Source organism: Clostridium sp., from assembly GCF_036643715.1.
In the GTDB taxonomy this organism is placed as follows: Bacteria; Bacillota; Clostridia; order Clostridiales; family Clostridiaceae; genus Clostridium.
Genome location: NZ_JAVXRL010000039.1, coordinates 3,397 through 25,364 on the forward strand (window position 1 = coordinate 3,397; position 21,968 = coordinate 25,364).

The 21,968-nt window shown below is 29.5% G+C and carries 20 protein-coding genes, 2 riboswitches and 1 other annotated feature; of the genes, 14 read left to right on the forward strand and 6 right to left on the reverse strand.

The window, feature by feature from the left end:
- On the forward strand, positions 1-534 hold a 534-nt coding region (locus tag RSF37_RS11025), incomplete at its 5' end, for a collagen-like triple helix repeat-containing protein (protein ID WP_332564452.1).
- 67 nt (positions 535-601) lie between these two features.
- On the opposite strand, the gene RSF37_RS11030 is transcribed toward RSF37_RS11025, so the two are convergent.
- From RSF37_RS11030 to RSF37_RS11040, 3 genes are read right to left on the reverse strand one after another with little or no spacing between them, the layout of a single operon-like run.
- Entirely contained in the window at positions 602-2,470 is a 1,869-nt protein-coding gene (locus tag RSF37_RS11030; RefSeq protein ID WP_442878720.1) for an ABC transporter ATP-binding protein, read from the reverse strand.
- Complete coding sequence (locus RSF37_RS11035; protein WP_332564453.1) at positions 2,454-4,196, reverse strand: ABC transporter ATP-binding protein; 1,743 nt, start codon at positions 4,194-4,196, stop codon at positions 2,454-2,456. Before RSF37_RS11035 ends, RSF37_RS11030 begins: the two co-directional genes overlap by 17 nt.
- Positions 4,197-4,203: 7 nt before the next feature.
- A complete protein-coding gene (locus tag RSF37_RS11040; protein WP_332564454.1) occupies positions 4,204-4,653 on the reverse strand; it encodes a MarR family winged helix-turn-helix transcriptional regulator in 450 nt (149 codons plus the stop codon).
- Positions 4,654-4,852: 199 nt separating this feature from the next.
- On the opposite strand from RSF37_RS11040, the gene RSF37_RS11045 reads away from it, so the two are divergent.
- The 7 genes from RSF37_RS11045 (at position 4,853) to RSF37_RS11075 (ending at position 11,556) form a co-directional block, all read left to right on the forward strand.
- A complete protein-coding gene (locus tag RSF37_RS11045) occupies positions 4,853-5,125 on the forward strand; it encodes a GIY-YIG nuclease family protein (protein ID WP_332564455.1) in 273 nt (90 codons plus the stop codon).
- Between the two features lie 571 nt (positions 5,126-5,696).
- Positions 5,697-7,523: a glutamine--fructose-6-phosphate transaminase (isomerizing) gene (glmS, locus tag RSF37_RS11050; RefSeq protein ID WP_332564456.1), complete on the forward strand. Its 1,827-nt coding sequence runs from the start codon at positions 5,697-5,699 to the stop codon at positions 7,521-7,523.
- A 95-nt stretch (positions 7,524-7,618) separates the two neighbouring features.
- On the forward strand, positions 7,619-7,786 hold the full coding sequence (locus RSF37_RS11055) for a hypothetical protein (protein ID WP_332564457.1): 168 nt from the start codon (positions 7,619-7,621) through the stop codon (positions 7,784-7,786).
- Positions 7,787-7,893: 107 nt separating this feature from the next.
- Entirely contained in the window at positions 7,894-8,226 is a 333-nt protein-coding gene (locus RSF37_RS11060) for a DUF3784 domain-containing protein (RefSeq protein WP_332564458.1), read from the forward strand.
- Between the two features lie 112 nt (positions 8,227-8,338).
- Positions 8,339-9,460, forward strand: coding sequence for a hypothetical protein (locus RSF37_RS11065; RefSeq protein WP_332564459.1), 1,122 nt, complete (start codon positions 8,339-8,341; stop codon positions 9,458-9,460).
- Positions 9,461-9,471: 11 nt separating this feature from the next.
- A riboswitch (SAM riboswitch) is annotated at positions 9,472-9,590 on the forward strand.
- A gap of 89 nt (positions 9,591-9,679) precedes the next feature.
- A complete protein-coding gene (locus tag RSF37_RS11070; protein WP_332564460.1) occupies positions 9,680-10,252 on the forward strand; it encodes a 5-formyltetrahydrofolate cyclo-ligase in 573 nt (190 codons plus the stop codon).
- Positions 10,253-10,275: 23 nt separating this feature from the next.
- Entirely contained in the window at positions 10,276-11,556 is a 1,281-nt protein-coding gene (locus tag RSF37_RS11075; RefSeq protein WP_332564461.1) for an O-acetylhomoserine aminocarboxypropyltransferase/cysteine synthase family protein, read from the forward strand.
- Between the two features lie 57 nt (positions 11,557-11,613).
- Here the strand turns inward: RSF37_RS11075 and thrS are convergent, their stop codons facing one another.
- Positions 11,614-13,545, reverse strand: a complete 1,932-nt coding sequence (thrS, locus tag RSF37_RS11080; RefSeq protein WP_332564462.1) for a threonine--tRNA ligase — start codon at positions 13,543-13,545, stop codon at positions 11,614-11,616.
- Between the two features lie 75 nt (positions 13,546-13,620).
- Positions 13,621-13,831: a binding site (T-box leader), on the reverse strand.
- A gap of 42 nt (positions 13,832-13,873) precedes the next feature.
- Positions 13,874-14,278 carry an HNH endonuclease gene (locus RSF37_RS11085; RefSeq protein ID WP_332564463.1) on the reverse strand — a complete coding sequence of 135 codons (405 nt, stop codon included), beginning with the start codon at positions 14,276-14,278 and terminating at the stop codon, positions 13,874-13,876.
- A gap of 180 nt (positions 14,279-14,458) precedes the next feature.
- On the opposite strand from RSF37_RS11085, the gene RSF37_RS11090 reads away from it, so the two are divergent.
- Together RSF37_RS11090 and RSF37_RS11095 are read left to right on the forward strand one after the other, a co-directional pair.
- Positions 14,459-15,133: a hypothetical protein gene (locus RSF37_RS11090; RefSeq protein ID WP_332564464.1), complete on the forward strand. Its 675-nt coding sequence runs from the start codon at positions 14,459-14,461 to the stop codon at positions 15,131-15,133.
- A 169-nt stretch (positions 15,134-15,302) separates the two neighbouring features.
- Positions 15,303-15,469: riboswitch (SAM riboswitch) on the forward strand.
- A gap of 87 nt (positions 15,470-15,556) precedes the next feature.
- Positions 15,557-16,861 carry a Na+/H+ antiporter NhaC family protein gene (locus RSF37_RS11095; protein WP_332564465.1) on the forward strand — a complete coding sequence of 435 codons (1,305 nt, stop codon included), beginning with the start codon at positions 15,557-15,559 and terminating at the stop codon, positions 16,859-16,861.
- Positions 16,862-16,907: 46 nt separating this feature from the next.
- On the opposite strand, the gene ispF is transcribed toward RSF37_RS11095, so the two are convergent.
- The gene (gene ispF / locus RSF37_RS11100) at positions 16,908-17,378 is read right to left on the reverse strand and encodes a 2-C-methyl-D-erythritol 2,4-cyclodiphosphate synthase (protein WP_332564466.1); all 471 of its coding nucleotides are present in this window, start codon (positions 17,376-17,378) and stop codon (positions 16,908-16,910) included.
- Between the two features lie 301 nt (positions 17,379-17,679).
- Between ispF and RSF37_RS11105 the strand changes: the two genes are divergently transcribed.
- From RSF37_RS11105 to RSF37_RS11120, 4 genes are all read left to right on the forward strand, one after another.
- Positions 17,680-18,705 (forward strand): anti-sigma factor domain-containing protein, encoded by a 1,026-nt coding sequence (locus RSF37_RS11105; protein WP_332564467.1) that lies wholly within the window; start codon positions 17,680-17,682, stop codon positions 18,703-18,705.
- Between the two features lie 18 nt (positions 18,706-18,723).
- A complete protein-coding gene (gene rluF, locus RSF37_RS11110; RefSeq protein WP_332564468.1) occupies positions 18,724-19,548 on the forward strand; it encodes a 23S rRNA pseudouridine(2604) synthase RluF in 825 nt (274 codons plus the stop codon).
- Between the two features lie 295 nt (positions 19,549-19,843).
- Entirely contained in the window at positions 19,844-20,554 is a 711-nt protein-coding gene (locus RSF37_RS11115) for a DUF3298 and DUF4163 domain-containing protein (RefSeq protein ID WP_332564469.1), read from the forward strand.
- A gap of 34 nt (positions 20,555-20,588) precedes the next feature.
- On the forward strand, positions 20,589-21,965 hold the full coding sequence (locus RSF37_RS11120) for an aldehyde dehydrogenase (protein WP_332564470.1): 1,377 nt from the start codon (positions 20,589-20,591) through the stop codon (positions 21,963-21,965).
- Positions 21,966-21,968: the final 3 nt, after the last annotated feature.

The window sequence follows — 21,968 nt, forward strand, 5'->3', positions numbered from 1 at the left end:
CCAATAGGGCCTACAGGAGCTCAAGGGTTAATAGGACCAACTGGGGCACAAGGAGCAACAGGAGATAGAGGGCCAATAGGACCGACAGGACCAACCCCAGATGCTGTTTTTGGTTCTTATACAACCTTAAGAAAAGTTAGCACATCATTAGTAGCCGCTCCTTCAGATTACAGATATAATTTATTTGGGGATGTTATAAATACAACAAGTGGAATAACTAATCCAAGTATTTATGAAGTTAAAGTAGCAAATGGAGGCAATTATAGAATAACATTTAGTATAAGATTTGCATCCATAGCTTTAGGAACATCTATTCAAAGTAAAGTGTTGATAAATGGATTGTTACCAGTTGGTGATGGATATACTCTAACAACAGTAGGCTCATCTCCACTAGAGGCTGTAACTATTAATTTTGATAGAATAATTGCACTATTACCAAATGATGTAATATCTGTTCAATGCAATAAATTAATTGCAGCAGATCCAAGGCTAGTAGCTGAAAATTTAGCTTACTTTACAATTGTTAAACTTTAAAAGTAAATTTTATAAATGGAAATAAAAAGAGGATTCACTTATGAATCCTCTTTAACTTAACTAAATATTATGCTGTAGCTTCCTCATGAGCAAATTGGCTATTATAAAGGTCTGCATAGAATCCATCTTTTTCAAGTAGTTCATTATGAGTACCTTGTTCAATAACATCACCATGATTCATAACTAGTATTAAATCAGCATCTTTTATTGTTGATAATCTATGAGCGATTACGAAGTTTGTTCTACCTTCCATAAGTCTTGTCATAGCATTTTGTATATAACTTTCTGTTCTTGTATCAACAGAGCTTGTAGCTTCATCAAGTATTAATACTCTTGGATTAGCAAGTATTGCTCTAGCAATTGTTAAAAGTTGCTTTTGTCCTTGAGAAATATTTGAAGCTTCTTCATTTAATATAGTATCATAGCCATCAGGTAATGTTCTTATGAAGTGGTCAGCATGAGCTGCCTTAGCTGCATTTACAACTTCTTCAAAAGTAGCATTCTCTTTTCCGTAAGCTATATTATCTTTAATACTACCATTAAATAACCAAGTATCTTGAAGAACCATGCCGAACATACTTCTTAAATATCCACGAGAGAATTTAGTAATATCAACACCATCAAATGTGATATCTCCACCATTTAATTCGTAGAATCTCATCATAAGATTAATAAGAGTTGTTTTACCAGCACCAGTTGGACCAACAATAGCAACTGTTTGACCTGTTTTAGCAGTAACATTCATATCTTTCATTAATAATTGATCTTCGTTGTAACCAAATTTTACATTGTTAAACTTAACAGTTCCTTCAGCAGAATCTAATGTTATAGGATTTGCAGGATCTGGAACAACTTCTTCTTCATCTAAAACTTCAAATACTCTTTCAGCAGAAGCCATAGTTGATTGAAGAATGTTAGCAATATTAGCTGTTTGGTTAACCATTTGAGTAAATTGTCTTGAGTATTGGATAAATGATTGGATATAACCAACACTAAGCTTGTTTTTAGTAACTAATATACCACCGACAACTGCGATAATAACATATCCGATGTTGTTTATAAATTGCATTAGAGGCATTATAAGCCCTGACATAAATTGAGCTTTCCAAGCTGACTCATATAATGTTTCATTAATTTCATCAAACTCTTTAATGGCTTTCTTTTCATGTCCAAAAGCTTTTATAACTGTGTGACCAGTATAAACTTCTTCAACGTGACCATTTAATTGACCAAGTTGTTTTTGTTGGTTGAAGAAGAACTTTTGTGACTTACCAATAATAGGTCTAGTTGCAATAATACAAACTGGAAGAGTAATAACACAAATTAAAGTTAAAAGTGGACTTATTGTAAGCATCATTATAGTAATACCAATTATAGTAATGACTGCAGATATAAGTTGAGTTAAACTTTGTTGAAGAGTACTACTTATATTATCTACGTCATTTGTAACTCTACTTAATATATCACCCTTTGAGTGAGCATCAAAGTATTTAATAGGAAGTCTATTTAACTTCTCGTCAACATCACGTCTCATATCTTTAACTGTGTTTTGAGCAACACCTGCCATAATATATTGTTGTAAATACATAAATATAGCACTTAATATATAGAAACCTAGAAGTAAGAACATATACTTACTAAGTTGAGTAAAATCGATTGAAGCGCCAGGTATGCCTTTAAATTTAGCAATCATACCTTCAAGTATTACGTTAATAGTATCACCAAGTAATTTAGGACTGAATACTGTGAAAGCAGTACTTATTATAGCCATAAATATAACTGCAATAAGTTTAGCGGAACTTGGTTTTAAGTATTTTAGAAGTCTTTTTGCAGACCCTTTAAAGTTTTTAGCTTTTTCTCCTGCGGCTACAACGCCGTGGCCACCTTTGTTACCACCCATTGGAGCTGCACTTTTTTTATTATTTTCCATGCTCATTTGAAAGTTCCTCCTCTGAAAGTTGTGATGAGGCAATTTCTTTATAAATTGCACAGTTTTTAAGAAGTTCACTATGAGTTCCCATTCCAACAACGTTACCGTCATCTAAAACAATTATTCTATCAGCGTCCATAATTGTGCTTACTCTTTGAGCAACTATAATTACAGCTGATTCTCTAGTTTCACTTTTAAGAGCGGCTCTAAGTTTTGAATCTGTTTTAAAGTCTAAAGCTGAGAAACTATCATCAAATACATAAACTTCAGGATTTCTGATTAATGCACGAGCTATAGCTAAACGTTGCTTTTGACCACCTGAGAAGTTTTTACCACCTTGTTCAACATTTGAATCAAATCCATTTTCTTTTTCGGAAATGAAATCATATGATTGAGCTATTTTAGCAGCGTGAACTAATTCTTCATCAGTTGCATCTTCTTTTCCATATCTTAAGTTTTCAGCAATTGTACCAGCGAAAAGCACAGCTTTTTGAGGAACAAAACCTATTTTTGATCTTAAGACATCTTGAGACATATCTTTTATATTTACTTCATCAATTAAAATCTCACCTTTAGAAACATCATAAAATCTTTCTAAAAGATTTAATATAGTTGATTTACCTGAACCTGTACCACCAATTATTGCAGTAGTTTCTCCAGGAATTGTTTCAAAAGAAAGATTATTTATAGCGCCATGTTCAGCACCAGGGTAGAAGAATGAAACATCATTAAATTTAACATAACCTTTCTTAGTGAACTTATCTGTAGTAGATTTTTCATCAACTATTTCAGGTTCAATAGCTAAAACTTCATTAATTCTTTCAGCTGAAGCAGAAGCTCTTGGAATCATTATAAATAACATACTTACCATTATAAGTGAGAACATTATTTGCATTACATATTGTAAGAATGCCATAAGGTTACCAACTTCCATAGCATTCATATCAATTCTCTTAGCACCAAACCAAAGAATTGCAACTGAAGTTAAGTTTAAAATAACCATTAATAAAGGCATTAATAATGCAATTATTTTATTTACTTTTATTGCATTATCAGTGAAGTCATCATTTGCTTCTTTGAATCTTTTTTCTTCAAAGTTTTGCTTGTTAAATGCACGAATAACTCTAATACCAGTTAGATTTTCTCTTAGGATTTTATTTATTCTATCAAGTTTAACTTGCATAGCTTTAAATCTTGGCATACCTTTTTTACCAATAAGACCTATAGCAATAAGAACAAGTGGCATTGAAACTAGTAATATTAAAGATAAGTCCTTATCAACTGAGATGGCCATTATAATACCACCTACACAAGTAAGTGGGGCAGTTACCATCATTCTAAGAATCATTATAAGAACTTGTTGTACTTGGTTTACGTCATTTGTAGTTCTTGTAATAAGAGATGCAGTTCCGACTTTATCTATTTCTCCTAAAGAGAATGACTCTGCTTTAGTGAATATCTTTCTTCTTACATCTTTACCAAATCCCATTGCGATTTTTGATGATATAAAGCTTGCAAATATAGTTGCAATACCACCAATTAAGGCAACGAAGATCATAACTCCACCAATTTTAAGAATATAATTAACATCACCATTTATTATTCCTGTATCTACTATTTCAGATAGCAATGTTGGTAGATATAATTGCGCCATTGTTTGAACAAATAACAGTAATATTACAAATGTTAGTTGCTTCGTATATGGCTTTAAATGCTTAAAAAGCTTTAGCATATAAGTATCACTCCTTAATTTCTTTTTTGTGATCTTCAAGATTAGTTTTTACTTTATTAAGCAAATCTCTCAAAGTATTTATTTCCTCTAAAGTAAAATCATGTAGGCAAACATTATCTATAGAATTAACAATTGCCCTTAGAGCTTCGCAGGAATTTCTTCCTTGATCTGTTAGGTGAATTCTAGATACTCTTTGATCATTTTCATCACAAACCTTTTTTATAAAACCCGATTTTTCTAATCTTTTTATCATTACAGTAATAGTGGCAGGTTTTAAATTAAGTTTCTTTGCGATGTCTTTTTGGCTTAAACCATCTTCTTTATATAAAGCGAATAATAGAGGGGGTTGCCCTGGGTATAATCCCTCTTTTTCTAAATTTGAATGACTTAAACTAAAGTGTAATCTAACAACTTCACCTAATAGACGGTGAAAAGAAAAACCTTCGTCATTATTCATAATAAAATCTCCCTTCATAATTTAATTAGACGACTAATTGTTTTTATATTGTAATACTATTTTATATAAAAAACAACCTTTATGTTTATTAAAATTCATAAAATAAAGTCAATTTAATAAAATATTAATTAATTACAAAATGTAAATGTTTTGTATGGTAATATATTATATGAATTTATGTAAGGTGGGAAAAATTACTATGAATTATGTTTATATTATAAAATGCAGTGATGAATCTTTATATACTGGGTGGACGAATGATTTAGAGAAAAGATTTAAAGCTCATACTGAGGGAAGAGGTGCTAAATATACTAGGGGGAGAGGACCGCTTGAATTAGTATATTTTGAGGAATATGAAAGCAAAATAGATGCAATGAAAAGGGAGTATGCAATTAAGAAAATGACTAGAGATAAAAAGATAGAATTAATTAACAATAATAAAGTGAAAAGCATATTATGTAATAAAATGTAGAAAATTAACAATTGTATTATAAAAAATATAGACAAACCTATAATTTATGATAAAATTAGGTGATAAGGTATAAAGTACGAAATAAAAAGGAAGTGAATGCTATAGAAAGAATAGATTTAAACAGATAAAAGCGCCAGAGCTTAAGTAAGTATCCAAATTATAAATTTGGAGGAAAGTAATAAAACTTAGAAGAGTAAGTTCATTCTGAGTAAGTTCGCCTACACCAAATCAGAGATTTGGAGTAATGATGAATGAAACTCAGATATCACTACGTTCTTTCTGAGTAAGTTCGCCTACACCAAATCAGAGATTTGGAGGCTCACTTAAGTTGACGAGGTTGGGAGTTATCGAAACTTTTCGGCGGGTGCCCCACGGTATCGCACTACCGTTAACGATTGGCAAAACTATGGAGCAATTCATAGTACAAATCCAATCTGGTGTTAAAACCTTCAATTTAGGGTTTTTGTAGTCCTAGGATTATTATGCCTATTTTTAAATTTACGCTAGGAGAAAACCTTGAAGAAGACAAAATTAAATATAAAATATACGAGCAAAAGGAAGGAAGATTTTTATGTGCGGAATAGTAGGATATGTTGGTAAAGGCAAGTCAACAGATTTTTTAGTAGAGGGATTATCAAAGCTTGAGTATAGAGGTTATGATTCAGCAGGTGTTGCTGTAATCATAGATGACGTTATTAATGTTAGAAAACAAAAAGGACGTTTAGTTAATTTAGAAGAAAGCTTAGAGAAAGAATCTATGGATGGAAGAATTGGGATTGGACATACTAGATGGGCAACTCATGGAGAACCATCAGATGTTAATTCACATCCACATTTAAGTTCAAAAGGAGATATAGCTGTTGTTCATAACGGTATTATTGAAAACTATATTGAACTTAGAGAATTCTTAAAAGAAAAAGGATGTACTTTTGTTTCTGAAACAGATACTGAGGTTATACCAAACCTTATTGAGTATTATTACGAAGGAAATTTATTTGAAGCAGTAGTTAAAGCATCAAAGGACTTACAGGGAAGTTTTGCAATTGGAGTTATTTCTAATAAAGAACCAGACAAACTTATTGCTGTAAGACATGATAGTCCATTGATAGTTGGATTAAAGGAAGATGAAAACTTTATAGCTTCAGATATACCAGCAGTATTAAATTACACTAGAGATGTATATCTTTTAGAAGATGATGAATTTGTTATCATGACAAGTGAAGGAGTAAAGCTTGTTGATGAGAATGGCAATAATATAGATAAAGAAATATTTAAAGTAACATGGAATGAAGATGCAGCTGAAAAGGGTGGATTTGACTCATTTATGTTAAAAGAGATTCATGAACAGCCAAAGGCTATAAGAGATACTATGACTTCAAGAGTATCTATGGAACATGATATTGTATTTGATGATTTTAAAATATCAAAAGAAGAGCTACAAGGTATTGATAGAATATATATGGTAGCTTGTGGAACAGCGTATCATGCAGGACTTATGGGTAAGTACTCAATAGAAAAACTTGCAAGAATACCTGTTGAAGTTGATATAGCATCAGAATTTAGATATAGAGATCCACTAGTAACTGATAAGTCACTTGTTGTTGTATTAAGTCAATCAGGAGAAACAGCTGATACTTTAGCAGTTTTAAGAGATTGTAACAAAATAGGTGCAAAAACTTTAGCAGTTACAAATGTTGTTGGAAGCACAATTTCAAGAGAAGCTGACTATGTTATATACACAATGGCAGGTCCTGAAATTTCAGTAGCATCAACAAAAGCTTACACAACTCAAGTTGTTATGATGCATACAATAGCTATGTATTTTGCACAATTACTTGAAAAAGTAAGCAAAGAAGAAATAGAAGAATTAAAGAAAGAACTATTATTAATTCCAGAAAAAATAGAAGAAGTTTTAAAGAACCAAGAAGGTGTTAAAGCTATAGCAGAAGATGTTAAAAATGAAAGTGATATATTCTTCTTAGGAAGAGGTATGGACTTTGCATTAGCACTTGAAGGATCATTAAAATTAAAAGAAATATCATATATTCATTCAGAAGCTTACGCTGGAGGAGAATTAAAGCATGGACCAATCGCTTTAATTGAAAAAGGAACTAAAGTTATTTCAGTTCTTACTCAGAAAAACTTAATGGATAAAATGATAAGTAATATTGTTGAAATCAAATCAAGAGGAGCAAAGAACTTTGGTATTACTTTTGAATCAAAGGAAAAAGCTCAAGGTGTATTAGATCAAGTTATATTTATACCTGAAGCTAATGACATGTTTGCACCAATTCTTGCTGCAGTACAATTACAACTGTTAGCATATTATGTTGCAAGCTTTAAAGGATTTGATATAGATAAGCCTAGAAACTTAGCTAAATCTGTAACTGTTGAATAAAATTAATTAATAAGGAAAATATTAATTAGTGATGTAAGTTTATTATTATGAATAGACTATAGTATCAGAAAGAAAAGTTAAAAGGAGAGATATTTATGAAGGAAGATGTAATAGGACTATTAAACGAATATAAAGAAACTGAAAAGTGTTTAAATATGGGTTTAGAATGGTTACCAGAGAATGATTTTGCAAGAGCTAAATTAGAAGTTATTAGAGTTATAATTGAAGATCTTGAAGCATTATCAAACAAGGTAATTAATTAGATAGAGTATAAAGCGTATTCTCACAAAAGTGAGAGTGCGCTTTTTTTTGTAAATAAAAAAATATATAGGATAATGATATGGTAAAATAAGTATAAAGGGGTGGGAGAATGAAAGGTGAATTATTAGAAATGCAAATAGCATTTATATTTATCGGAATATTTTTAACTTTTATTGGTTTTGTTAGCAAAACTCAAAATGCAGGTGATATGATAAACGGATTCAATTCAAAGAAGCATGACAAGGAAAAGGTATCAAAAATATTTGGGAATAATTTTTTAGTTACTGGATTATGTATTTTAGCTTTAATTAGTATAACTTTTGTTTTTAAAAATATAAATATTGGTATTTTAAAAACAATAATTATGGCAATATTTGTAGTTGGAGTTGTAAAAACAATGTATCAAATAGAAAAGTATGGAAAAATAACACCTAAAAAATGAATTTTTTATAACAATTTAAAATATATTGTAAATTTTACCACGTTGATATAAAATAATAATATGAGGATAACATAATTATGGGAATATTATTAATTTATGAGGGGTGCAAGGTATGCAAAACATGCAAGAAATGTTAAATAAGCTGGAGCTTATGTTAATAGGATTGAAGCAGATGAAAACTAATGTTGTATTTACATGGTTTCCAAAAATAGATAAAGAAGAAATTCTTAGAGCTATTTCAGAATCACCAAAGTTCAAAATAGAAGGTGATGTAGTAACACTTAAGAGTGAAACTGAAATGTATGAAGAGGAATTACAAAAAGATATATTAAAAGGGTTAATGGATGACGAAGAAGACGTCGAAGTTTTATTAGATTATGATGAAGAAATTGAGCTTGTTGAGGCTAGTTTTTCAGAAGAGAACATAGTAGAAATTGATATGGCAAAAGATATTATTGAAGAAGACATAACAATTACTGAAATAAAAGAAGATGATATATTAGAAAATAAAGATATAGATAATATATGGGCTAATGTACAAGAACTTGCAAACGAAGTTTCAGGGGGAAGTCTTAAAATTGAAGACTTTGAAACAGAGGATATAAGTAATGTTACTACTTTTGAAGAAGTATTAGAACAAGATATTGAACTTGCAGAAGAGTTTGTTGCTGCAACTGAAACTGTTTGTGAAGAAAAATTGGAAGCTATTAATGAAGTAGAGACTATTGTGGAAAAAACTATAATAGTAAAAGATACTACTGATTTAAATGGACAAGACTTACAGTATAATGAATTAGTTAGACTAATTGAGGAATATAATGCATCTGTTACTCATAAGATAGAAACTACAGATGAAAATAAATTTGAGAATAAAGAAAAAGCTATAGTTAAATTTTATGAAAATAAGTATATAGTAAAGCTAAGAGAAAGTAACAGCGAATTTGGAGCAAATATATTCTCATTAATTCATAAGAAAAAGGGAATGGAAGTTGCATATTTAGTTGTTAGCGAAACTTTAAATGATGAAATACTTAATTTTATGTTAGATAATTATGACGATGAAGTTGTTTACTTCTGTCCTATTAAAGGATGTGAAGTAGAATTCGAAGTTGGATTAAATGAATTCTATTTAAAAGAAACAAGTAAAATTTTTGATAGATATTTAGAACGTTACGTTGTAACAGAAAAGAAAGAATGTACTGTTAAAAATTTAGAAATTGTTATAGGAAGATAATTTAATATGCAATCTTATTAAGAGTGGTGGAGGGACTGGCCCTATGAAACCCAGCAACCTGTATAAAAAGAAAATGTCTTTTTAATATGTGGTGCTAAATCCTGCAGTTTGTTAAACTGATAAATAAGAGAATGAATTATAATAGTGAATTAAGCACTAGAGATTTATTCTCTAGTGCTTTTATTTTTATAAAATAATAAACAAAGTGGTGAATTTAATATGAAAAACATTAAAAATGAACTTCGAAAAGAAATGATAAAAAGAAGAAATGAAATAAATAACGTAGACAAGATAAAAATGGATAATAAAATAATAGAAACATTTATTAATACTATTGAATATAAAAAGTGCAAGCAAATATTTATTTATATAGGATTTGGTTCTGAAATAAATACAAAAAAATTAATAGAGCATGCACTTGAGGATGGAAAAGAAGTATATGTACCAAAAGTTATAAAAAAGGATATGGTATTTATAAGAATTGATAATTTAGAAAATTTAGTCACAAGTAATTATGGAATATTAGAACCTATTGGGGATAAAAGTGACTTTGATGTGGATAAGTTAGGAATTGTAATAATGCCAGGAGTTGTATTTGATAAACAGGGGAATAGAATTGGATACGGTGGAGGCTATTACGACAAATTTTTTAACAATAATAGTATAAATGCAAGGAAGATAGCATTAGTTTATGACTTTCAAATAATAAATGCCATTCCAAGTGAGGAACACGATATAAAAGTTGATTCAATAATGACTGAGGAGAAGTTAATTGAGATAAGTAACAAGTAAATAATTAAAAGGGGGCTAATAATATGAAAAGAGAATTAAAAAAGGGGACTATATGCATACAAGGAGGATATACGCCGAGTAATGGGGAACCAAGGGTACTTCCAATCTATCAAAGTACTACTTATAAGTACGATGATCCAGATTATGTTGAAGGATTATTTAATCTTGAAAAGGAAGGGCACCTTTATTCAAGAATATCAAATCCGACAGTAGCAGCATTAGAAGAGAAGTTTGCATTACTTGAAGGGGGAACTTCTGCAGTTGCAACTTCTAGTGGTCAAGCTGCGGTATTAACAGCTATTTTAAATATTTGTAAAGCTGGAGATCATATAATTTCAGCATCAACTCTATATGGAGGAACGGTAAATTTATTTAAAATAAATTTAAAGAAAATGGGTATTGAAGTAACATTTGTTGACCCAGAAGATAGTATAGATGATATTTTAAAATTTGCAAAAGAAAATACAAAAGTTCTATATGGAGAGACAATAGGAAATCCAGGACTTAATATATTAGACTTTGATAAATTTAGTAAGATTTCTAAAATATTAGATGTACCTTTTATTGTTGATAATACTGTAGCAACACCTATATATTGTAACCCGATAAAACTTGGAGCAAATATTGTAATACATTCAACTTCAAAGTATTCAGATGGACATGCACAAGCTTTAGGTGGAATAATAGTTGATGGTGGAAACTTTAATTGGGATAATGGTAAATTCAATGAATTTGTAGATCCAGATCCAAGTTATCATGGATTAAGTTATGTAAATACATTTAAAAATACCGCTTATATAACAAAGCTAAGAGTAACATTAATAAGAGATTTAGGTGGAATACAGACACCTTTTAATGCATATTTAACTAATTTAGGATTAGAAACTTTAGAGCTTAGAATGGAAAGACATTCAAAAAATGCACTAGAAATAGCAAAGTGGCTTAGTAAACATCCTAAAATATCATGGGTTAACTATCCTTATTTAGAAAGTAGTAGTGAATTTCTAAAAGCTAAAAAATATTTAAATGGTGGAGGAAGTGGAGTTTTAACTTTTGGAATAAGGGGTGGAGTTGAATCAGCTAAAACCTTAATGAAAGAATTAAAATTAGTTGCTCTTGTTGTACACTTAGGGGACGCAAGAAGTTCAGTATTACATCCGGCAACAACTACTCATAACCAATTGAGTGAAGAAGAACAAATAAATTCAGGAGTAAGTAAAGATCTTATAAGATTTTCAGTAGGAATAGAGGATATTAAAGATATAATAGAAGACTTAGATAGAGCATTAGAAAAAGTAGAATAAAAATAAGAGAAGTCTAAAAATATTTTTAGACTTCTCTATTTTTGTACAGTTAAAGTACTATAATTCTTTATTTAAGATTTCAAGAAGTAATCTTGATTTGAATGCTTCGTAGTTCATTGAACCTTCATCATCATTCTTTCTGCTTCTTACAGATACTTCGCCGTTTGCCATTTCTTTTTCACCAACAACTAAGATGTAAGGAACTCTTTCAAGTCTTGCTTCTCTAATTTTATATCCAAGTTTTTCTGCTCTGTAGTCACCTTCGATTCTTACACCGCTATTTCTTAAATCCTTAGCTAACTTTTCAGCATAATCAGCATATTTATCTGATAATGGAAGGATTTTAGCTTGAACTGGTGCAAGCCAAGTTGGGAATGCTCCTGCATATTTTTCTATAAGCATTGCAAGTGTTCTTTCATAACATCCAATTGATGATCTGTGGATTATATATGGACGTTTCTTTTCTCCATTTTTATCAATGTAAGTCATATCAAATCTTTCAGCTAGAGCGAAGTCTATTTGAACAGTTATGATAGTATCTTCTTTACCGTGAACATTTTTAAATTGGATATCAAGCTTTGGTCCGTAGAATGCTGCTTCATCTTCAGCTTCAACGTAATCAATCTTTAAGTGATCTAATATAGTTTTCATTATAGCTTGAGTATTTTCCCACTCTTCAGGTTTGTTTATATATTTCTTAGTATTCTTTGGATCCCATTTTGAGAATCTAAATGAAATATCTTTATCAATTCCTAGAGTTGACATTATATAGTATATTAGACTAACAACACCTTTGAATTCTTCTTCTAATTGTTCTGGAGTAACAATTAAGTGACCATCTGCTAAAGTGAATTGTCTAACTCTTATAAGTCCGTGCATTTCACCTGATGCTTCTTTTCTAAATAGAGTAGAAGTTTCAGCATATCTCATTGGAAGATCTCTGTAACTATGTTGTTCTGAATTGTATATAGCATATTGGAAAGGACAAGTCATTGGTCTTAAAGCAAGTACTTCATCATCCTTTTCTTCATCTCCTAATACGAACATTCCATCTTTGTAGTGATCCCAGTGACCTGAAATTTTGTAAAGGTCGCTCTTAGCCATTAAAGGAGTTTTAGTTAAAATGTAACCTCTTTTTTCTTCTTCATCTTCAACCCATCTTTGTAGAGTTTGGATGATTTTAGCTCCCTTTGGCATAAGAAGTGGAAGACCTTGACCTACATTTTCATCAGTAGTGAATAATTTTAATTCTCTACCAAGTTTGTTATGGTCTCTCTTTTTAGCTTCTTCTAAAGCTTCTAAATGTTCTTCTAAATCTTTATTTTTTAAGAATGCAGTACCATATATTCTAGAAAGCATCTTGTGATTTTCATCACCTCTCCAGTAAGCACCAGCACTTCTTAGAAGTTTAATAGCTTTCATTGGCTTAAGTGACATTATATGAGGTCCTGCACAAAGGTCAGTGAAATCTCCCATTTTGTAGAATGAAATAATTTCATCTTCTCCTAAGTCATTAATAAGTTCAACTTTATAAGGCTCATCCTTCATTAGTTCTAAAGCTTCGTTTCTTGGAAGTTCGAATCTTTCTATTTGAGGGTTTTCCTTAACTATCTTCTTCATTTCTGCTTCGATTTTTACAAGATCTTCAGCTGTGAAAGCTGATTCTGTATCAAAATCATAGTAGAATCCTCCATCGATTGATGGTCCTATAGCAATTTTAACATTTGGGAATAATCTTTTAACAGCGTAAGCTAATACGTGTGATGCAGTATGTCTTAAAGCATCTTGACCTTCCTTTGAGTCAAATGTACATATACCAAGGTTAACATCTTCATCTATTGTATGACGTAAATCTACAACCTCATCATTAACTATTCCGCAAAGTGCATTTCTTGCAAGTCCTTCGCTTATTCCTTTTGCTACGTCTAAAACTGATACGCCTTTTTCAAATTCTTTTACTGAACCGTCTTTTAAAGTAACTTTTATCATTTTAAAAAACTCCTTTCTCAAATATATTTAAACTAAAAATAATTATTAAAAATAAAAAAACTCCGTCTCTAAAAATATAGAGACGAAGTATAATATCCGTGGTTCCACTCTAGTTACCCTTATAAAATAAGGATCACTTAAATATGTCGTAACGTGACACAGACGGACTGTATTAAAGTCACTCCGAGGTAGTTTTCTGTTAATCTCAAATGAAAATACTTACAGCTTATAATATTTTCTCTCTGAAAATGATGTTTTAACATACTCTTCTCATCAATGTGTTATCTTGTTAAGTTATTTTATATTATAATCATACAAATTTAAGATGTCAATAAATGCTTTCATAAAGTTTTTCAATTTCTAAATTTTCTAAGAGTTCTTCTTCGTAATAAGATCCACCCATAAGGCATAAAATTATATCGTCTTTTCGGTAACCTTCTTTGTATAGTTTTATATTTTTTGTTAATCTTTTAGTAAGATTAGAAGAAATATTTAGTATAGAAGATACCTCTTTAAAGGAATAATATCTTTTAGGAAGAAGTCTATATAATTTTTTCTGAAGTTTAATTTTATAAATTAAATCAGTTTTATTAGAGTGATGAGGTCCAAGTTTACCTCTATGGTGTTCTTCGCAAAGATACATGTAATTTAATTCGATATCAAAGCCACCTTCACTCCTGTGAATTACGTGGTGAATGTCTGCTTTTTTATTGCATATTTCACAATAATACAAGTATAAACCCCCTTAAAATAATATAATTAATTATAAAAAAACATTATAGAAAAATCAATTTACAAAATAGTAATAAAATAAATACGAAATATTCTGATAATTATGGGTAAAAAATAATTAAAAATGGTATAATATACTATATAGATAGTATATTAAAATCTATGAGGAAAGGTGATATTTATGAGAGATAATTATAATTCATTCGATTACTGGACACAGAATGTAAACGAGCATAAAGCTATAAGAGCACACATTTTTATGGGAGAGTTACCAACTAAAAAATCAGTATACATTCATACATTAATGTTTTCAAATAGAAATGGAATAGAAAATATATATGCAAGTTTTCCAAATGAAAGAGCATTGCTTGGATATTTACAACATTCATTTTTACAAAAAGTTTTCTATAATTGGGTATATGGAAACAAACAATTAATAATGAAAATTCCAGCGGTACCTGTTACAGAACTTATCAATGAATTTAAAGTAAAGGGTAAAATAACAAGTGAAGAGTTAGAATGTATGAAAGAACAATATAACTCTTTAAATAAACTATGGGGTGAATCTGATGATGAAGTCATCAGAGGAATATATAAATTTGCTAAGGAGTTTAATAGAGCTTGGCTTGGAGATGATACAGAGTTTTTATACTTAAAAGTATTTAAAAATCCAGAAGAACTTGGTGAATTCGTTGCAGAAACAGTTGAAACAACAGATAGAGAAGAAGAATTTAAAAGCGGTATAGGCCTTTCAGTTGATGATTTTAGGGATTTATGTACAAAGGTTTGTACAGACAGAGAATGTTCAAATGTATTTAGAAATATACTTTTAAATAAACTTTCAGAAACATTGTAATTATATTTAGAAAAAGGGATCTTCCATATAAAGTGGAAGATTCTTTTTTTATGATTATATGAGAAATATATTATGCTGTATTAGAAATTTAAATAGTCTATTTTACTTTAAAGTAATTGACACATGTAAATAACACTGTTATTATTATAAATAATTAAAATTAAATAAAGTCTTATCAAGAGTGGTGGAGGGACTGGCCCTATGAAACCCGGCAACCTACTAATTAATAAATAGGTTAACGATAATTGCTACCCATTAAATTTGGTAGTTCAATTGTTATACAAATTATTAATAGCGTGGTGCTAATTCCAGCAGTATTAAACTGATAGATAAGTGGTGTTTATAGTGTATATATAAAGCTTCTGATTTCTGTCAGAAGCTTTTTTTGATGGGATGACAATAGAACTTAGGAGGAGAAAGGGAATGAATAAATTAAATAAAGGAAATCCATGGGCATTATTGCCATTATTAGTATTTATAACTGTATATGTAGGAATATCTTTAATAGCAAATGATTTTTATGCTGTTTCAGTAATAATACCATTTTTAATTTCAGCTATTGTAGCTTTACTTATGAATAGAAAGGTTAATTTTGAAGAGAAATTAAATCGCTTCTGCAAAGGGGCAGGAGATTCAAATATAATACTTATGATTCTTATATTTGTATTAGCTGGAGCTTTTGCACAAGTTGCAAAATCGATGGGTGCCGTTGACTCAACTGTTAATCTAGGTCTTTCAGTACTACCACCTAACATACTTGTTTCAGGTATATTCGTAGTAGCATGTTTTATAGCATTATCAGTTGGTACATCAATGGGGACAATAGTTGCACTTGTACCAATAGCAGTTGGAATATCAGATAAGACAGGAATTGCAATTGCAATAGTAGTTGGAGCTGTAGTAAGTGGGGCTATGTTTGGTGATAATTTATCTATAATATCGGATACAACAATAGCTGCAACAAGGACACAAGGCTGTGAGATGAGAGATAAATTTAAAATGAATTTTAAAATAGTTCTACCAGCAGCAATAATAACTGCAATAATTTTTACAATAATAACTGCAGGAACGGATACATATGCTTTAGGAAGTTATGATTATAGTTTAGTAAAAATACTTCCATACATTGGGGTTTTAGCCTTAGCACTTTTAGGAGTGAATGTTATATTTGTATTATCATCAGGAATAGTACTTGCAGGTGTAATTGGAATAGCAACAGGAAGTTTTGATATAATTGGATTATTTTCAAATATGGCAGAGGGCATATCTGGAATGAGTGAGCTTATAATAATATCATTATTAATTGCAGGTACAATTACTTTAATTAAACATAATGGTGGAATTGACTTTATACTTCATAAAGGTCTTAAGAGATTTAAGACAAGAAGAGGGGCAGAACTTGGAATTGGTGCATTAGTCAGTTTAGTTGATGTATGTACTGCAAACAATACTATTGCAATAGTTACAGTTGGTCCAATTGCAAAGGATATATCAAATGAATTTGATTTAGAGCCAAAGAGAGTTGCAGGAATTATGGATATGTTCTCATGTGCATTCCAAGGAATAATACCATATGGTGCGCAACTTATATCAGCAGCAGGACTTGCAGCTATATCACCATTTGAAATAATGAGATATTTATTCTATCCATACTTAATGGGTATATCAGTAGTAATTGCTATATTCATTTACTGGGGAAGAAACAAAGAAAAGAATATAATTAAATAGAAAAGTCTAAGAGTAGTTATTTAGCTATTCTTAGACTTTTTTTCTTTTAATTATTAAGCAAACATATTGATTGGGAAGAGATTCCTAGCTTTTCACCAGTGAAGCCAAGTCCTTCTTCAGTTGTTGCTTTTACGTTTATTTGGTTTATATTTATGTTTAGAGCAGTTGCAATATTAATTCTCATTTCTTGTATATGAGGAGCCATTTTTGGCTTTTCAGCAATTATAGTTGCATCAATATTACCTATTGTAAAATTATTTTCATATAGTAAGTTACCAACCTCTTTTAGAAGTTTTATACTAGAAATACCTTTATACTTTGGATCTGTATCAGGGAAGTGTTTACCTATATCACCTAATGCAGATGCTCCAAGCAATGAATCCATAATTGCATGTACAAGAACATCAGCATCAGAATGACCAAGTAACCCTAAATCATGAGGGATTTTAACCCCTCCAAGTATTAAATCTCTATCTTTAACTAATCGATGCACATCATAACCTAATCCAATACGCATATACCTTCACCTCTTTAATAAATCTTCTTTAATTTTATCATAAAAATTTATGGCAAAGAAGTAAGGCTTGCTAACCTTTATACGTTTATACTTAAAATCTACATAAATTACTTTTGATTTCATTATAATCACCATAAATTTATTAGTATTTAATATAATATATTAGAAAAGCATGTAATAAATGATTATTAATTTGTAATTTGATTTAAAAAATTTAGGGATTTAGGTATAATTAAATAGAAGAAGGATATTTAAGAAAATTTTAGTAATAGATATTTTAATATAAGGGGGGATTTTAAAGGTGGAGCTGTTTGATAGAAGTAAATATAAATTTTCAAGTATGCCTAGCTTATTTGAAGTTAGTGAAGAGGCAAATAGAGTTCGGGGGGAACAAATATCTTTAATGACAAAAGAGCTTTATTTATATAAAGTTATAATTAAAGACTTATTTGCTATAGAGCAAACTTTTAAAGATCGTGATTTAATATTAAATATAGCATTCTATATTATTGAACAACCAGAGTTAATTGAATATTTTCAAGAGAAAAGAAAACTTCCTATGAGTATACTTTCAAAACATACTATGCAATCAAAAGTATTCCTTGAGAAGTATAGTGATTATATAATTACATATGCAATTATATTTTCAAATCCAAATTATAAACTTATTCAAGATTATATGAGGATTGATAAAAAAGAGGAAGAAGAAAATAAAGAAGATGAAGAAAAGAATATAGTTCCTTTCAATAATGGTAATAATAAAGAAGATAAAGGAATAGTTTTAAAGAAGTTAAAACATACTGCATGTGTTTTAACTAGCATGGGTGAATTTAAGAAATTAAAAGTAAGCGAAGAATTTGAAGTTGGAGAAGAAATTACAGGACCTACAAAAAAAGGATTTAGAGAATATAAGATACATATAATAATTGCCACAGCAATTGTTGTTTTAGTTGTTGGAGGATTTTTCTTCAAATATACGGCTGTAGATAGAACTGTACTCATAAAGACAACATCACAAATTAAGCTTGGGATAAATTCTTTTGGTAAAGTTGTAGATGCATATTCACCAACTACAAAAGGTGAAGAGATGTTAGATAATATTAAAATTAATAATGTTACATTAGATACAGCTATAAAAGATATACTTGTATATTCAGAGAATAATGAGATGCTTCCTGAAGGTACTATATTAGTAACTGTAACAGGAGAACCTATAAAGTACGGAACTTTAGATGAGACAGGTAAATATGTAAATGAAAATAATATAAGATTAATAATAAACAATGCAGGGAATGAACAAAAGTTACTCGATAATTCGAAGAATTAGATAAAAAGGAAGATATTAATGAGAAAAAATAATAACAATAAGTACAGGAAGAAAAATAACAATAAAAATAAAATTGTTGAAGAGAGAAATAAAGTAATAGTTCATAATGATAGAAGTGATGAAATTCGTCTTAATAAATATATAAGTGAGACTGGTATATGTTCAAGAAGAGAAGCAGACAGACTAATAGAAGATGGTAAGGTAACTATTAATGGAACTGTAGCAGAGATGGGTAGTAAAGTTTCTAAAGGTCAAGTTGTTAAAGTTAATGGACGTAGGATATCAAAAGAAGAGGAGCTTGTATATATTGCTCTAAATAAGCCAGTTGGAATAACTTGCACTACTGAAAAGAAGATTAAAGGAAATATAGTTGATTTTGTTAATCATAAGAAAAGAATATTTCCTATAGGAAGGCTTGATAAAGATTCAGAGGGGCTTATAATTTTAACTAATGATGGTGATATAGTAAATAAAATTCTTAGAGCTGGAAACAATCATGATAAAGAATATGTAGTTACAGTAGATAGAAAAATTACTGATGAATTCATTCAAAAGATGGGAAGTGGAGTAAGAATACTTGGAACTATAACTAAGGAATGCTTTGTTAAGAAGGAAAGTGATTACTCATTTAGAATAATCTTAACCCAAGGAATGAATAGACAAATTAGAAGAATGAGTGAAGCTTTAGGTTATGAAGTTAAAAAGCTAAAAAGACTTAGAATAATGAATATAAAATTAGATAATTTAAAGATAGGTAAGTGGAGAGATTTAACTTTAGATGAACTTAAAGGATTAAATGATTTAATCCAAGAATCTGTTAAGACGAAGGAAATTGACGAATAAAATATTTGAAAGACCTAAAAATATATAAGCCATTAAATAAAGGCTAAATATATTTTTAGGCTTTTTTGTTTTAATTTATATGAATGAAGATTATAAAATCACAGACAAATATTAATAAAGTTTTTAAAATTTTTATAAAAATACAAAATATTACTAACATAATCCACAATCGCCTGTGGATAAGTTGTTACAAAGTTGTTGATAGTGATGTAGATAATTTAATGATTTTTGAGGAATACTATAAAAAAAGTGAATTTTACAACAAAATTTGTTGGAAAAGGTAGGAGGACAACTTATGAAAAGTAGTATTTTAAAGGGCTTGGCTACATTGTGGATAACTTTTAGTGTGCTTACTTATCCACAAGGCATGTGGATAAGTGCTGCACAAATTGAAAATGGCGATAGTTTAATAAAAGAAATGAAAATTAGAGAAAAGAATGAATGTATAGAGATTGATGTAAGTTACCCTAATATTAACGAAAAGGAAGGTGAAACTTTAAATAAAGAAATAAGGGATTATACAAATAATTGGCTTAAAGAAGTTAAAGATGGATTAGAAGAGTATAAAAAAAGTGGGTATATATGTAACATGCCATATCAAATGTTTTCTAAGTATAGTGTTACAAAAGAATCAGAAGATATAATAAGCTTTTATACAGATTATTATCAATTCACTGGTGGAGCACATGGAATTACAACAAGAAAAGCTTATGTTGTAGAAAGAAAAGATGGTAAGATATTAGCACTTAAAGATTTATTTAAAAAGGGATATAATTATAAGGAAGTAATAGATAAAGAGATTAAAATTCAAATAGCTAAAGATAAAGAAAAATACTTTGATGATGGTAAAACATACAAAGGAATAAATGAGAATGTTAAATTTTATGTTAGAGGAGATAATTTAGTTATATACTATAGCCAGTATGAAATAGCTCCATATGTATCAGGAATACCTGAGTTTAACATATCAATGAAGTTATTTGATGGAAACATTCTATACGATTAAATTTAAATAAATATAGTTAAGGAGATTATGGGGGATGGATTATTTAGAAGAGGTTTTAAAGAGTCAAAAAGATTATTTTAAAACTGATAAAACAAAAGATATAGATTTTAGAATAGAACAATTAAAAAAATTAAAAAGTACTATAAAAGAAAATGAAGATAGAATATTAGAAGCTTTAAAGAAAGATTTAAACAAATCATTTTTTGAAGGGTATGCAACAGAAGTTGGAATAGTATATGAAGAGATAAATTCTCAAATAAAAAATTTAAGAAAATGGTCAAAAAGAGAAAGAATTAGCAGTTCAATTATATATTTTAAAAGTAAAGCTTACATATATAAAGATCCATATGGAGTTGCTTTAATAATAGGACCATTTAACTATCCATTCCAACTTATTATTGCACCACTTATTGGAGCTATTGCAGGTGGAAACTGCATTGTATTAAAGCCTTCTGACAATTCAAAGCATACTTCACAATTACTATATGAAATATTAAATGGCGCTTTTCAAAGCAACTATATAAAAGTTGTTGAACCAGCAGGTGGAAGGGAAGCTGTAAGTAAACTTTTATCATTACGATTTGATTATATATTTTTCACAGGAAGTGTTAAAGTTGGTAAAATAGTTATGGAAGCTGCATCAAAAAATTTAACACCAGTAACGCTAGAACTTGGCGGCAAGAGTCCATGCATAGTTGATAAAGATGCGAATTTAGAATTAAGTGCAAAAAGAATAGTTTGGGGAAAACTTTTAAATGCTGGACAAACTTGTGTTGCACCAGACTATTTATTAGTGCATAAAGAAATTAAGGACAAGTTCTTAAAACTATTAGTAAGTGAAATAAATAATCAATTTGGAGAAGATATTGAAAAAAGCTTAGATTATCCAAGGATAGTACGAGAAGATGATGTTTTAAGGTTAAAGAATTATTTAAATGAGGGCACTATATATTTTGGAGGGGAATACAAGGTAGAAGATAAGTATATGATGCCAACTATTTTAACAGATATTTCTGAAAGTAGTGCTGTTATGACGGATGAAATATTTGGACCAATATTTCCTGTTATGGAATTTGAGAAACTAGATGAGGCATTAGATTTTGTAAATAATAGAGAAAAACCATTAGCTTTATATTATTTTTCAAATAGTGATAGTAATGTAGAATATGTACTTAGAAACACAACTTCAGGTGGAGTTACAATAAATGATACTGTCATACACGTAGCTTTTGATAATCTTCCTTTTGGGGGAGTAGGTAATAGTGGTATTGGAAGCTATCATGGCAAGGCAAGCTTTGATACTTTTACTCATAGAAAGTCAGTTGTAAAGAGAAGTACGTTTATAGAATTCCCACTTAGATTTGCACCATTTAAAGATAAGATTAAATTATTACGTAAAGTAATGAAATAAAAA